Here is a 13649-nt window from a genome sequence, read left to right on the forward strand (position 1 = left end):
GACCGCCTGCGCCCTTGACCGCTCAGGATCACACAGGGGGCAAACTTTCACTATCTAAAAAATAGCTGCTAGCGCTTACCAGATAAGCGTTAGCGGCCAATTTCACTTATTTTTCACGCGGCGTGTGCGTGGCCTGCGCCAGTTCCGTGATGCGTGCCCAGTCGCCTGCGCGCACGGCATCGGGCGGCGTCAGCCACGAGCCACCCACGCAGCGCACATTGGGCAGCGCGAGGTAGTCGCCCGCCAACTGCGCTGTGATCCCGCCCGTAGGGCAGAAGCCGACGGCGCCAAACGGGCTGGCCCAGGCCTTGAGCAAACCGACACCCCCCACGGCCTGCGCCGGGAACAGTTTGAGGAAGTCGTAGCCGTCCGCCAGGGCGGCCATGATCTCGCCCGAGGTCGCCACGCCGGGCAGCAGCGGCAGGTCCAGCACCCGGCAAGCCTCGCCCACCGCGTGGGTGTAGCCGGGGCTCACGGCAAACACCGCGCCGGCTTCTTTGGCACGCCGCGCATCCTCGGGGTTCAGCACCGTGCCCGCGCCGACGATGGCGTCGGGCAAGGCACGCGCAATCGCTGCAATGGCCGGCAGGGCGGCAGGCGTGCGCAGGGTGATTTCCAGCACCCGCACGCCGCCAGCGAGCAGCGCGCGCGCCAGTGGCAGCGCGTCGGCCTCGCGCTCGATCACGATGACGGGAATGACAGGCCCGAAACCGGGCAAATCCTGGGTCTTCAAAGCCATGTGCAGGCTCCTTGTTCGGCACCGGCAGCGTTCTGCCGGAAGTTGTGGAAAAGATCGCGTCCGAAGGTGTGTGCTGGCGGGGCGCTACTCTGTGCGGGCGCACGCGCATCCCATTCTTCTGCGCTCACCAGCGCGTCCAGCGTTCCGGCGTCGGCATCGACACGCACGATGTCGCCATCGCGCACCCGCGCCAGCGGTCCGCCGCCCAGGGCTTCGGGCGTGACGTGGATGGCGGCGGGCACCTTGCCCGAAGCGCCGCTCATGCGTCCGTCGGTCACCAGCGCCACGCGCAAGCCCTTGTTTTGCAGCACGGCCAGCGGCGGCGTGAGCTTGTGCAGTTCAGGCATGCCGTTGGCGCGGGGGCCCTGGAAGCGCACCACCGCCACCAGGTCGCCTTGCAGGTCGCCCGCATCAAACGCGGCCAACAAGGCCTCCTGCGAATCGAAGACACGCGCTGGCGCCTCGACCACATGCCGGTCATCCGGCACGGCAGACACCTTGATGACGGCGCGGCCCAGCCGCCCTTGCAGCAGGCGCAGCCCGCCCGTGGGCGAGAACGGCGCCGCCGCCGTGCGCACCACGCCTTCGTCGCCCGAGACTGAAGGCGCGGCCTTTGCGCCGGCGCGGATGCCGCCGGCATTCACGCTGAGCACGTCCGCGTGCATCAACCCGGCGTCCAGCAGCTCGCGCAGGATCCAGGGCGGTCCGCCTGCAGCCTGGAACTGGTTCACGTCGGCATCGCCGTTGGGGTAGACGCGCGCCAGCAGCGGCACGGCGGACGACAACTCATCAAAATCCGTCCAGTCGATGAAGATGCCCGCGCTGCGCGCCACCGCCACCCAGTGGATGAGGTGGTTGGTCGAGCCGCCCGTGGCCAGCAAGGCCACCATGGCGTTGACGATGCAGCGCTCGTCCACCAAATAGCCGATGGGCGTGAAGCGCGCGCCGCGCTTGCCGATGTTCAGCACGGTGGCCAGGGCATCGCGCGTGAACTGCTCGCGCTCCGCGCTGGCCGGGTGGGCAAAAGCGGCGTTGGGCACATGCAGGCCCATGGCTTCGAGCAGCATCTGGTTGCTGTTGGCCGTGCCGTAGAAGGTGCAGGTGCCGGGGCTGTGGTACGCGGCCTGCTCGGACGCCAGCAGCTCCGGGCGGCCCACCTTGCCCTGGGCGTAGTCCTCCCGCACCTTGGATTTGGTTTTGTTGGAGATTCCCGTGCCCATCGGGCCGGCGGGCACGAACACGCAAGGCAGGTGGCCGTAGTGCAGCGCGCCAATCAACAGGCCGGGCACGATCTTGTCGCAAATGCCCAGCAGCAAGGCGCCATCGAACACGTCGTGCGACAAGGCAATGGCGGTAGACATGGCGATGGCGTCGCGCGAGAACAGGCTCAGCTCCATGCCCGGCGTGCCCTGGGTGATGCCATCGCACATGGCGGGCACGCCGCCCGCCACCTGCACCGTGGCGCCCAGGCGCTTGGCCTCGTCGCGCAGCACCGCCGGGAAGCCCTGGTAGGGCTGGTGGGCCGAGAGCATGTCGTTGTAGGCGGTGACGATGCCAATATTGGGGGCCTTCTCCACCGCCACCTTGAGCTTGTCGGCACCAGGCAGCGCGGCGTAGGCATGCGCCAGGTTGGCGCAGCCCATGCGGTCCTGTGGCGGCCTGCGCGCGATCATGGCGTCGACATGGGCGAGGTAGGCAGCGCGCGTTTCGGCGCTGCGCTGGACGATGCGTGCGGTCACGCGCTCTACGGTTTCATGCATGGTGGGCTCCATCAGTGACCCCTATCCGGCGCAGCAAAAGCAACTCTGTGGGGCATGGCTTGTGGTGCGCAGGTGGGTTCATTACAAATTCATGGTGATTGACTGGCTTTGTCGTGTCGCTCGCTGCGGCCTTCTTCATGCCCTTGCAAGCGCCTGGAACACGTCGTGGCACGCGCCAATGTTGTGGTAATCGACCTTGCCGGCATTGCTCTTTTCGCGCGTATGGTTTCGGTTGGCCTGGTCCAGGAGGCGAAACCAGCCCCCGTGCCCATGGTCCACAAAATGCTTCCAGCAATAGTCCCAGAGTCGGTCGTACCACTGCCAATACTGCGCATCGCCGGTGGCAAGCGCCAGCATCGCGGCGGCGGCCAGGCTCTCGGCCTGCACCCAGTGGTATTTGTGGCCGTCGCAGACGCTGCCGTCCGGCGCCATGCCATAGACGATGCCGCCGTGGACAGCGTCCCAGCCCTTATCGAGCGCGGCATGGAACAGGAACTGCGCACAGGGAAGATGCCAGGGGGCCGGTGCCAGAGCATCGAGCTGCAGCAGCAGCTTGGCCCACTCGGTCTGGTGGCCGATCTGAAACCCCCAGGGGCGAAAGATGTTGCTTTTGTCGTGCCGGTGGTAGTCCCAGTCGATCGACCAGTCGGCGTGAAAATGCTCCCAGATCCAGCCCGGCCAACCCTGCGCCAACGCACCCTGGCGCTGGCAGATGCCTTGGGCAAGTTGCTCGGCGCGCGCCAGGTAGCGCACCTCGCCGCTGGCGCGAAACGCGGCGATCATGGCCTCGCAGGCGTGCATATTGGCGTTCTGCCCTCGGTAGTCGGCAAGCGTCCAGTCGGGCGCCGCCTCATCGGCATACAGCCCGGCGCCTGGCAACCAAAAATGCGCCTCGGTGGTGTCAAACGCCTCGGCCAGCCAGGCGCGTGCCTCGGCCACCCCGGCCCGCAGCGCCCAGGCGTAGGCCAGCATGACAAACGCCATGCCGTAGCAGTGCCGCGTGGGGTCGAGCACCGTGGACCGCCCCGCGTGCCAGTCGATCTGCCAGGCGTAACCCCCGCTGGACGGGTCCAGAAACGCGCGGCGCAAAAAACCGAGCGCGTGCAGCATGCCCGCCTGATAGCGCTGCTCACCCGTGGTCTGGTACAGCATGGCGTGCGTCACGACGAAGCGCGCCGCGCTCACGAGGTGGCGCGTGCGGGTGTCGTAGACCGTGCCATCGTCGAGAAAAAAATGGTACATGCCGCCGCTGGGGTCGGTGGCCACGGGCTCGTAGAACGCCATGGTCTGGCGCATGTGCACCAGCAGGAAATCGCTGGAGCGGAAGTCGGGGCGGGAAGCTGCCATGCCAAGCGTCTCCATGCCGTGCTACGCAGGGGTGCGTAAGCGCCGCAGCAGCCCGGCGGTCGAGCCATCCAGCCCGGCGGTAGTGCCGCTGGCCAGACGGGCGGCAAGGTCCAGCGCCAGTACCTTGCCCAGTTCCACACCCCACTGATCGAAGCTGTTGATGCCCCAAAGGCTGCCGCTGACAAACACGCGGTGCTCCTGCAAAGCCAGCAGGGCCCCCAGTGCGCGCGGGGTGAGCGCGTCGAGCAGCAAGAAGGTGCTGGGCCGGTTGCCCGGAAAATCGCGGTGGCCGTCGCCGTGCTCGCACCCGAGCATCAAGGCCTGCGCCTGTGCCAGCGCATTGGCCAGGAGCTGGTCCTGGTGCCCAGGCAAGGCATGGGCCGCCTGGCGCACAGCGATGATTTCCAGCGGGATGACGTCCGTTCCCTGGTGCAGCATTTGAAAAAACGCATGCTGCCCATTGGTGCCGGGCTCGCCCCACAGCACGGGTGCCGTGCCGCCTGCGACCGGCGCGCCGCTTTGGTCCACCCGCTTGCCGTTGCTTTCCATCTCAAGCTGCTGCAAATAGGCCGGCAGGCGGGCCAGCGCCGCATGGTAGGGGGCGATGCAGCGGCTGGTGAACCCGAGAAAATTGCGGTACCAGACATCGAGCAGCCCCAGGCGCAGCGGCAGATTGCTGGCGGCGGGCGCGGTGCGGAAGTGTTCGTCCATGGCATGCGCGCCCGCCAGAAAGGCACGGAAATGCTCCGCTCCCACGGCAATGGCCAGCGCCAGACCAATGGCCGACCACAGCGAATACCGGCCGCCCACCCAGTCCCAAAAACCAAAACAGGTGGTGATGCCCAGCGTCGCCGCCGCTTGGGTGTTGGTGGTCAGGCCAATGAAGTGCCGGCCCACGTCGCGCGCCCCCTGCGCGGCAAACCAGGCCAGCGCAGAGTGCGCGTTGGCCATGGTCTCGGTGGTGGTGAAAGTCTTGGAGGCAATGAGAAACACCGTGCTCTGCGGCTGCACGCCTTGCAGCACGGCATCGAGCTCATGGCCATCGACATTGGAGACGAAATGCAGGCGCTTGCCCGCGATGCGGTACGCCGCCAGCGCACGCACCGCCATCGCCGGGCCCAAATCAGAGCCGCCAATGCCGATGTTGACCACGTCGGTGATGCGGCTGTCGGCGCGCAGTTGCTCGGCATACGCCAGCATGGCCTCCAGCGTACCGTGCACCTGCGCCAGCCAACCGGCGACCTCTGGGCGGTCACCGGGCAAGGCAAGGCCAGCGGGCCGGCGCAGCAGCGTGTGCAGCACGGCGCGCTGCTCGGTGGTGTTGATCGGGTCGCCGCGCAGCATGGCGTCGCGCTGACCCTCGACATCGCAGGCGGCGGCCAGTTGCAGCAGCAGCGCTTCGGTCTCGCGGCTCCAGAGGTTTTTCGACAGATCGGCAAAGATCTCCGGCGCCTGCTGGCTGAAATGCCCGAAGCGCCCCGCATCGTGGGCAAAGGCTTCGCGCAGATCGAGCGTGCGGCCCTGGTCGCGGCAGTGCGCTTGCAGTTGCCGCCACTCCGGGGTTTGGTCACAGCGTGGCACGCTTGGCTCCTTGCAATTTCAGGGAAGAGGTTACGGCAAAATTCAGGCGATATGGTAACAAAATTACATGTTTTTGCCTATATTTCTGGAAAATATTGTCCCAATTTAGCCAATAACAATGTAACTTGATTACAATTTCTGGCAAACCCATACGGAGAGTGTTCATGAGTTTCGATCTGGTGCTGTTTGGTGGAACCGGCGACCTGGCGTGGCGCAAGCTGATGCCCGCGCTGTTCCAGGCGTTTCGCCACGGAACCCTGCCGCCGGGCGGCCGCATCATCGGCGTGGCACGCGACGACCTGAGCGATGCGCAGTACCGCGAGCTGATGGCCGAGCGTGCCGGCCGGGTCGAGCTGGCCAAGCGGCCCACCGCCGAAGAGTTCACGCAGTTTGGCGCCATGCTGCACTACCTGCGCATGGACCTGTCGCAGCCCGCCGACTACGCGCGCCTGGCTGCGTTGGTGAGCGAGCGCCATGCCGACTCGCTGGTGATGTACCTGGCCACCGCGCCGGCGCTGTTCACCTCGGTGGCCGAGCAGATTGGCGCGGCGGGCCTCAACGGCCCCACCACGCGCATCGTGCTGGAGAAGCCCCTGGGCCACGATTTGCAGTCCAACCGCGCCATCAATGCGCTGCTGCGCACAGTGCTCAAGGAAGACCAGATCTTTCGCATCGACCACTACCTGGGCAAGCCCTCGGTGCAGAACCTGTTTGCGCTGCGCTTTGGCAACAGCCTGTTCGAGCCTCTGTGGCGGCGCGAGACCATTGCCAACATCCAGATCACGATTGCCGAAGACCTGGGCGTGGAGACGCGCGGCGCCTTCTACGACCAGACCGGTGCGCTGCGCGACATGGTGCAAAACCACGCCCTGCAACTGCTCTGCGCCATTGGCATGGAGCCGCCGATCAACGCCAGCGCCAGCGCCATCCGTGACGAAAAGCTCAAGGTGCTGCAGTCGCTCAAACCGTGGACGCCCGAGACACTGGCGCACCATGTGGTGCGCGGGCGGTACACGGCCGGCACGGTAAATGGCCGTGCGGTGCCTGGCTACCTGGAAGAAGCGGGCGTTGCGCCCACCAGCACCACCGAAACCTTTGTGGCCCTGCGCACCGAGATCGCCAACTGGCGCTGGGCTGGCGTGCCGTTCTACATCCGCACCGGCAAGCGCCTGGCAGGGCGCGACGCCCACATCGCCATCAATTTCCGCCCGGTGCCGCACCCCATTTTCCGCACGCCCAGCGGTGCGGCGAACCGGCTGGTCATCAACCTGCAGCCCAAGGATGGGCTGGAACTGCAGTTGCTGTCGCAAAGCGCCAGCCAGCACCAGGCGGAGCCGGCGCTCTCGCAGGTCAGCCTGGACCTGGACTTCGACCAGCGCTTTGGCGCCGAGCGCGTCGGCGCCTACGAGCGCCTGCTGCTCGACGTGATCGCCGGACGCTTGAACCTGTTCGTGCGCAGCGACGAGCAGGAGGAAGCCTGGCGTTGGGTCGAACCCATCCTGCAGCACTGGCGCAACGACCCCACGGGCCCGAGGCCCTATGCCGCGGGCAGCTGGGGCCCAAGCGCCGCCAGCGCCATGATTGCGCGCGAAGGCCATTGCTGGAGCGAGGAAGTTTGAGCCGCCGGCCGCCGGCTTAGGCCGACGGCCGGCCACTGTCGAGCGCGCATGCCGCGCCGTACAGCGCTGGCGCGCCACCGGGGTCCACCACCCAGCAGGGGATGGAAGCCAGGTAGGCCTTGAAGCGCCCTTTGGCTTCAAAGCGGGCGCGAAAGCCCGACTGGTCGAACCAGGTTCCCAGGCGCGGCACGATGCCGCCGCCCAGGTACACCCCGCCCTTGGCGCCAAGGGTGAGTGCCAGGTCGCCGGCGACACTGCCCAGAAACCCGCAAAACATCTCCAGCGCTTGCAGGGCGAGCGCGTCGTGCTGTTCTAAGGCCAGGCCCGTCACCTGCGCCGCCTCGCTTATCTCCCGCCCTTCCAGTCCATCCAACTGGCGCAACGCGTGGTACAGCTCCACCAATCCGGCGCCCGAGACAGCGCGCTCGGCCGATACATGGCCGTAGCGCTGGTGCAGCAAGGCAATGACGTCAAACTCTTTCTGCGTATGCGCGGCAAGCGACACGTGACCACCCTCACCGGCCAGCGGCACACCGTCTTCACTGCCCGGCGGAAACACCAGGCCCGAGACACCCAGGCCAGTGCCCGGCCCGATCAGCGCCACAGCGCTGCCTGCCACCGCCTCACCGCCCCCCACGGGGCGCAGGTGCTCCGAGGTGAGCCGCGGCAGCGCCAGCGCCAGCGCGGTGAAGTCGTTGACAAACACCAGCCGCTGCAAGCCCAAGGCATCGCGCACCGCGCGCTGCGAAAAGCTCCAGTGGTGGTTGGTCATGTGGATGGCGTCCCCGGTGACCGGGTTGGCGATGCCAAACGCAGCCTCACGTGGCTCGGGCACCGGCACCTGCGCGAGGTAGTCCTGCACCGCCGCCGTGAGCGTGGGGTAGTCGTCGCAGGGCTGTACACGGATATCGTTCAGCGTGCCGCCTGGCGCGGCCTGCCAGGCAAGGCGGATGTTGGTGCCGCCAATGTCGGCAAGAAGGCGAGAAATTTGCATAAGACGGCCGCTGCGTGCCCCAAAACTTCTTGGAGCGGAAAGCTATTATTTATGTAGCTTGAAGCGCATATGGAATATGCGCAAAAGCCCATTTTTACTCCAAATTTTCGGATGGTGCCAGACCACAGCGGGCAGAGGACCAAGCCACACCAACCCGCTGGCCGGCCAGCCCAGCGTGCGCTCAGGCGATGCGGTCTTCCGTCCGGGCGTCAAACCAGTGGGCATGGGCAGGCGCAACCGCCAGTCCGACACGCTCCCCCGGCTGCACGCGGTTTTGGGCGTCGGTACGCAGCGTAACGCTGCCCGCAGCGGTATCCACCGTCACATAGGTGTCGGGCCCGGTGGGCTCTACCACGCTGACCTCGCCGCGCCAGGCAGCGCCGTCGACCAGCTCCAGGTGCTCGGGGCGCACCCCCAGCAGCAGCTCACGCGGCCCCGGCGGTGCTGCGAGTGACAGCGGCACCTGCGGCAAGTCAAACAGGCCACCCACCTGCGTACCGCGCAGCAGGTTCATGGTCGGCGAGCCGATGAAGCCCGCCACCCAGGTGTTGGCTGGGCGGTTGTAGATGTCGTGCGGCGAGCCCAACTGCTGCACCACGCCGCCCTTCATGACGGCGATGCGCGAGCCCAGTGTCATGGCCTCGACCTGGTCGTGCGTGACGTAGACACTGGTGATGCCACTCGCCTGGTGCAGGCGCTTGATCTCGGCGCGCATCTCCACACGCAGCTTGGCGTCCAGATTGGAGAGCGGTTCGTCAAACAAAAAGAGCTGCGGCTGGCGCGCCAGCGCCCGCCCCATGGCCACGCGCTGGCGCTGCCCGCCCGAGAGCTGGCCGGGTCGGCGCTCCAGCAGGTGACTGATCTGCAGCATGGCGGCGACTTCGGCAATGCGCTTCTGGCGTTCGACCTTGGGCATCTTGCGCATCTCCAGCGCAAAGCCGATGTTGTCGGCGACCGACAGCGTCGGGTAGAGCGCGTAGCTCTGGAACACCATGGCGATGTCCCGGTCGCGCGGCGCCATGCCAACCACGTTTTTGCCAGCGATGCGGATTTCGCCCTCGGTCGGCTCGGCCAGCCCGGCAATGATGCTCAGCAGCGTCGATTTGCCGCAGCCCGAAGGGCCGACAAGGATCAGGAACTCGCCCGGGGCGACGTGGATATCAATTTTTTGCAGCACTTCCACGCTCTTGTCGCCTTTGCCAAAGCGCTTGTTGATGCCGCAAATTTCCAGTGAAGACGCCATGTTTGGTTTACCCCTTGACCGCGCCAGCCGTCAGGCCGCGCACAAAAAACTGCCCTGCCAACACGTAGATGACCATGGTCGGCAGGCCTGCGATGATGGCCGCGGCCATGTCCACGTTGTAGGCCTTGACGCTGCTCGACGTATTGGCCAGGTTGTTCAACCCAACCGTGATCGGCTTGGAGTCGGCCCCCGAGAACACCACGCCAAACAGAAAATCGTTCCAGATGTTGGTGAACTGCCAGATCAGCGCCACCATGATGATGGGCGTGGACAGTGGCAGCACAATGCGCCAGAAAATCTGCCAGAAGCTCGCGCCATCCATACGCGCGGCATTCACGAGCTCTTTCGGAATCGCGGCGTAGTAGTTGCGGAAAAACAGCGTCGTGCCTGCCAGCCCGGCCAGACAGTGCACCAACACCAGCCCGCCGATCGAGCTCGACAAGCCTAGCCAGCCCAGGACCTGGCTCATCGGCAGCAGCACCACCTGGTAGGGCATGAACACGCCAAACAGCAGCAGGCCGAACAGCGCGTCGCTGCCGCGAAACTTCCACAGGCTGAGCACGTAGCCATTGAGTGCGCCCCAGACGGTGGAGATAAGCACCGCTGGCACCACCATCAACACCGAGTTCCAGAAGAACGGCCGCAGGCCATGGCAATCGACCCCCGTGCAGGCACCCGACCAAGCCATGCGCCAGGCATCGCCATTGAGCGCGCTCGGCAGGGCCAGGAGCGAGGTGGAGCGGATCTCCTGCGCATCCTTGAACGAGGTAACCAGCATGGCGTAGAGCGGCAGCAGGAAGAAGGCAGTCGCCAGCGCCAGCACCCCATACACCAACAATCGGCCCACTGAGGGGGCTACAGAGCGCTTAGTGCTCATGGGGCTTGCTCCGCAATTCGCTATAGAGGTAGGGAACCACCAGGGCCGCGACGGTCGCCAGCATCATGGTGGCGCTCGCCGCGCCCAGGCCCACCTGGCCGCGCGAGAAGGACATGGTGTACATGAAGGTCGCCGGAACATCGGTGGCGTAGCCGGGGCCGCCGGCCGTGAGCGCCATCACCAGGTCAAAGCTTTTGATCGCCAGGTGCGAGAGCACCATCAGCGTCGAGAAGAACACGGGCCGCAGCGCCGGCAGCACGATGCGCCAGTAGATGCGCGGCAGCGAGGCGCCATCGACCTGCGCCGCCTTGATGATGCTGTCGTCAATGCCCCGCAGGCCCGCCAGAAAGAGCGCCATGGCAAAACCCGCGCTCTGCCAGATGCCGGCAATCACCAGGCAGTAGATCGCCTTGTCGGTATCCACCAGCCAGTCGAAAGTGAACCCCGTAAAGCCCCAGCCGCGCACCAGCTTCTCGATGCCCATGCCGGGGTTGAGCAGCCACTTCCAGGCCGTTCCCGTGACGATGAACGACAGCGCCATGGGGTAGAGGTAGATGGTGCGCAATACGCCTTCGGCGCGGATTTTCTGGTCCAGCAGCACCGCCAGCAGCACGCCGATCAACAGAGAGCCGCCGACATAGCCGACGCCAAAAATACCCAGATTCTTCAGGGCCACCCACCAGCGCTCCATGCCCCAGAGTTCCCGGTACTGCGCCAGGCCCGCCCACTCGTAGCTGGGCAGCATGTGCGAGGTCGTGAGGCTGAGCGCCCCATTCCAGACCATCAGGCCATAAATAAAGGCAAACCCAAGCACGAAGGCGGGTGCCACGACCACCTTGGGAAGCCAGTGTTCAAATGAATTCTTCATTGCTTAAACGTTGTGTTCTGCATGGCGCAGGACCGGGTGTTGCCCACGCCAGCCCATGCTGCCTGCATAAAAAGGGGGGCGCCGAGGCGCCCCCAAGAACAAAGCAACCCTTGGTTAACTCACTACCCCTCTTACCACCACACCTCGTACTGCACGCCCACCAACGTGCGTGAGGTTTTCCCGTTGGCGCCGAAACTCCCCGCATTGGCCACGGCCGCCGCCTGGTTCCAGTTGGCCCGGGTCACATACAGGCGCAGCTCAGGACGCGACCAGAAGTCCGCCCCTGTCGCCAGCGCGGCTGCCAGGGTGATTTTGTTCAAGCGCTGATCCGCACCCACGCCCTTGCGCGTGGTGGTCGACACCTCGGCCAGCGCCTTGACATGCTCGGTGAAGGCGTACGACGCCCGCCCGCCCAGCGAGAAGTCTTTGGTCGTTGGCCCCCCCGAGATCGGACTTGCTGGTCTCGTAGGCGACCAAGGCCTGCCCACCGAAGGGCCCACGCTGCCAGTTGATCGAGTCCGCGATGCGCGTCACACGCTTGCCGGCGTTCAGTCCATCAATCGACTCAAACTCGCCGTCGATACGCGCATGGCCCTGCGAGGTTTGCAGGAACAGCGCGTTGTTCAGCCCTTTGACCAGAAAATCGGTCTGGTTGTGCGAAATCGAAATGCCGGTGCCCGAACCGCCGTTGACCTGGCCACTGCCCCCCACCGCCGTCAGCAGCACCCGCAGCTTGCCACCCGGATTGGTATTGATCTCCGAGAGATCGGCGTTGACGCGGTGGGCTTTGGCCCCGGTCGGCAGATTGCCGTCAAACTTGTCACCGCTAAAGACGCCGATCCCCAGCTTCATGTTGCCAACGGCAATATCCGTCACGCCGGCCCCCTCGTTGTCGCCGTAGTTCAACAGAAAGTAGTCGACGATGTGCACGTCCTGGATGCGCAGGCGGCGCTGACCGGCCCAGAACTTGGCTTCCGGGGCGAACGGCAGGCCGCTCATTTCCACATAGGCCTGTTCGGTACCGACCTTGCCGCTGCCCCACTTGGAGGGCATGTAGTTCACTTTCCACTTGACGCCATTGGTATCAAAGGTGCGTGCCAAGTTGATTTCAATGCCGTTGTCCCCTTCGTTGCCAAGACGGAACTTCTGCGTATCGCCACCCAGGGTCATGCCACCTTTCACCCCGTCCGAGTCGTTGAACACCGGCCCGCCACGCGAGTAACCGTTGAATTCAAAGCCGGCAACGTCCATTGCCATGGCACCATTGGCGCATGCGGCGGCCAAAGCCACCGCCGCAAGGCGGTATCTTTTCTTCATGATGGAATCCCTCAGTGGTTTATTTGGTTTTCGCAGCGGCTGCGATTTGCTTCATCGCATCGGCAACCGTGATCTTGTCGTCGTTCCCGAATTGGCTCACCGCATCCTTGATGGCGCCCTCGATCGCAGGGGGAACCGCCATGCCGTGGGCAATGCTGGGCACCAGGCTGCCGCTCTTGGCGGTTTCAGCGAAGTCCTTGGCCGACAACTTGGCGCAATCGTCGAACTTGTCCATGGAGACACCCGAGCGCACCGGAATCGACCCCTTGTTGAGGTTGAACACCTCCTGGAACGCGGGGCTCATGATGGAGCCGGCCAAATCGGCCTGCGCCTTGCGGGCCGAGGCATCCTTGAGCTTGAAGAAGATGAATGAGTCCACGTTGAACGTGAAGGCATTGGCCGTTCCCGGCGCCGCAGCACACTGGAAATCCTTGCCCGGCTGCTTGCCAGCAGCAAGAAACTCACCCTTGGCCCAGTCGCCCATGAACTGAAAACCCGCCTTGCCCTGAATCAGCATTGCCGTCGCCAAGTTCCAGTCGCGGCCAGGGGCAGAGGGGTCGGTGTACGCCTTGATGCGGCGGAAGGTCTCCAGCGACTTCTTCATGGTGTCGCTGGTCAGCGCCTTGTTGTCCAGCCGCACCAGGGCGTCCTCGTAAAACTTGGCGCCGCCGGTGCCCAGAACCACCGTTTCGAAGGTGGTGAAATCCTGCCAGTTCTGGCCGCCATGCGCCACGGGAATCAGCCCCGCTGCCTTGAGCTTGTCGGCGTCGGCAAAGAACTCGTCCCAGTTTTTGGGCATGGTGGCCACGCCGGCCTTTTTCAAGGCCTCCGAGCTGCCCCACAGCCAGTTGACGCGGTGCACGTTGACCGGGGCCGCCACGTAGGAACCCTTGTATTTCATGATGTCGCCCACGACCTTGGGCAGCACCTCGTCCCATTTCTCAGCCTTGGCAACCGGGTCCATATTGGCCAGGACGCCCTCGGCGGCCCACTCCTGAATCGCAGGGCCTTTGGTCTGGGCAGCCGACGGCGGGTTGCCCGAGATGACACGGCTTTTGAGAACCGTCATGGCGCTGTCGCCACCGCCACCCGCCACGGCAAAATCGCGCCAGGTGTGGCCCTTGGCCTGCATCATCTTCTTGAGCTCCGCCACCGACTTGGCCTCGCCGCCCGAAGTCCAGTAGTGCAGCACCTCCACTTCCCCCGCACTGGCGGACAAGACCGCCGCCAGACCAATCGCGGCAGCAGCGATCTTTGTAATATTCCCCATAGCCGTGTCTCCTTGATGTAGTGAATCCGGTTGC

Annotated in this window: 10 protein-coding genes and 1 pseudogene; 1 reads left to right on the forward strand and 10 read right to left on the reverse strand. The window is 65.2% G+C overall.

Annotation, left to right across the window (positions count from 1 at the left end):
* Window positions 1-106: 106 nt before the first annotated feature.
* From eda to pgi, 4 genes are all read right to left on the reverse strand, one after another.
* The gene (gene eda / locus AC07ZH_RS09530) at window positions 107-739 is read right to left on the reverse strand and encodes a bifunctional 4-hydroxy-2-oxoglutarate aldolase/2-dehydro-3-deoxy-phosphogluconate aldolase (RefSeq protein WP_495199523.1); all 633 of its coding nucleotides are present in this window, start codon (window positions 737-739) and stop codon (window positions 107-109) included.
* Window positions 730-2499, reverse strand: a complete 1770-nt coding sequence (gene edd / locus AC07ZH_RS09535) for a phosphogluconate dehydratase (RefSeq protein WP_495199524.1) — start codon at window positions 2497-2499, stop codon at window positions 730-732. Before edd ends, eda begins: the two co-directional genes overlap by 10 nt.
* Window positions 2500-2634: 135 nt before the next feature.
* Window positions 2635-3846 carry an AGE family epimerase/isomerase gene (locus AC07ZH_RS09540; protein WP_495199525.1) on the reverse strand — a complete coding sequence of 404 codons (1212 nt, stop codon included), beginning with the start codon at window positions 3844-3846 and terminating at the stop codon, window positions 2635-2637.
* A 21-nt stretch (window positions 3847-3867) separates the two neighbouring features.
* Entirely contained in the window at window positions 3868-5427 is a 1560-nt protein-coding gene (pgi, locus tag AC07ZH_RS09545) for a glucose-6-phosphate isomerase (protein ID WP_495199526.1), read from the reverse strand.
* A gap of 164 nt (window positions 5428-5591) precedes the next feature.
* Between pgi and zwf the strand changes: the two genes are divergently transcribed.
* Window positions 5592-7046 carry a glucose-6-phosphate dehydrogenase gene (gene zwf / locus AC07ZH_RS09550; protein WP_495199527.1) on the forward strand — a complete coding sequence of 485 codons (1455 nt, stop codon included), beginning with the start codon at window positions 5592-5594 and terminating at the stop codon, window positions 7044-7046.
* 16 nt (window positions 7047-7062) lie between these two features.
* Here the strand turns inward: zwf and AC07ZH_RS09555 are convergent, their stop codons facing one another.
* The 6 genes and pseudogenes from AC07ZH_RS09555 to AC07ZH_RS09580 form a co-directional block, all read right to left on the reverse strand.
* Complete coding sequence (locus tag AC07ZH_RS09555; RefSeq protein ID WP_495199528.1) at window positions 7063-8040, reverse strand: glucokinase; 978 nt, start codon at window positions 8038-8040, stop codon at window positions 7063-7065.
* 181 nt (window positions 8041-8221) lie between these two features.
* The gene (locus AC07ZH_RS09560) at window positions 8222-9283 is read right to left on the reverse strand and encodes an ABC transporter ATP-binding protein (protein WP_495199529.1); all 1062 of its coding nucleotides are present in this window, start codon (window positions 9281-9283) and stop codon (window positions 8222-8224) included.
* Between the two features lie 7 nt (window positions 9284-9290).
* The gene (locus AC07ZH_RS09565; protein WP_495199530.1) at window positions 9291-10160 is read right to left on the reverse strand and encodes a carbohydrate ABC transporter permease; all 870 of its coding nucleotides are present in this window, start codon (window positions 10158-10160) and stop codon (window positions 9291-9293) included.
* Window positions 10150-11028, reverse strand: coding sequence for a carbohydrate ABC transporter permease (locus AC07ZH_RS09570; protein WP_495199531.1), 879 nt, complete (start codon window positions 11026-11028; stop codon window positions 10150-10152). The genes AC07ZH_RS09565 and AC07ZH_RS09570 overlap by 11 nt, the downstream gene beginning before the upstream one ends.
* A gap of 131 nt (window positions 11029-11159) precedes the next feature.
* Window positions 11160-12345, reverse strand: a pseudogene (locus AC07ZH_RS09575) (carbohydrate porin).
* Window positions 12346-12364: 19 nt separating this feature from the next.
* The gene (locus AC07ZH_RS09580) at window positions 12365-13615 is read right to left on the reverse strand and encodes an ABC transporter substrate-binding protein (RefSeq protein ID WP_495199532.1); all 1251 of its coding nucleotides are present in this window, start codon (window positions 13613-13615) and stop codon (window positions 12365-12367) included.
* Window positions 13616-13649 lie beyond the last annotated feature (34 nt).

Source organism: Simplicispira sp. GW247-4R2A, assembly GCF_059424465.1.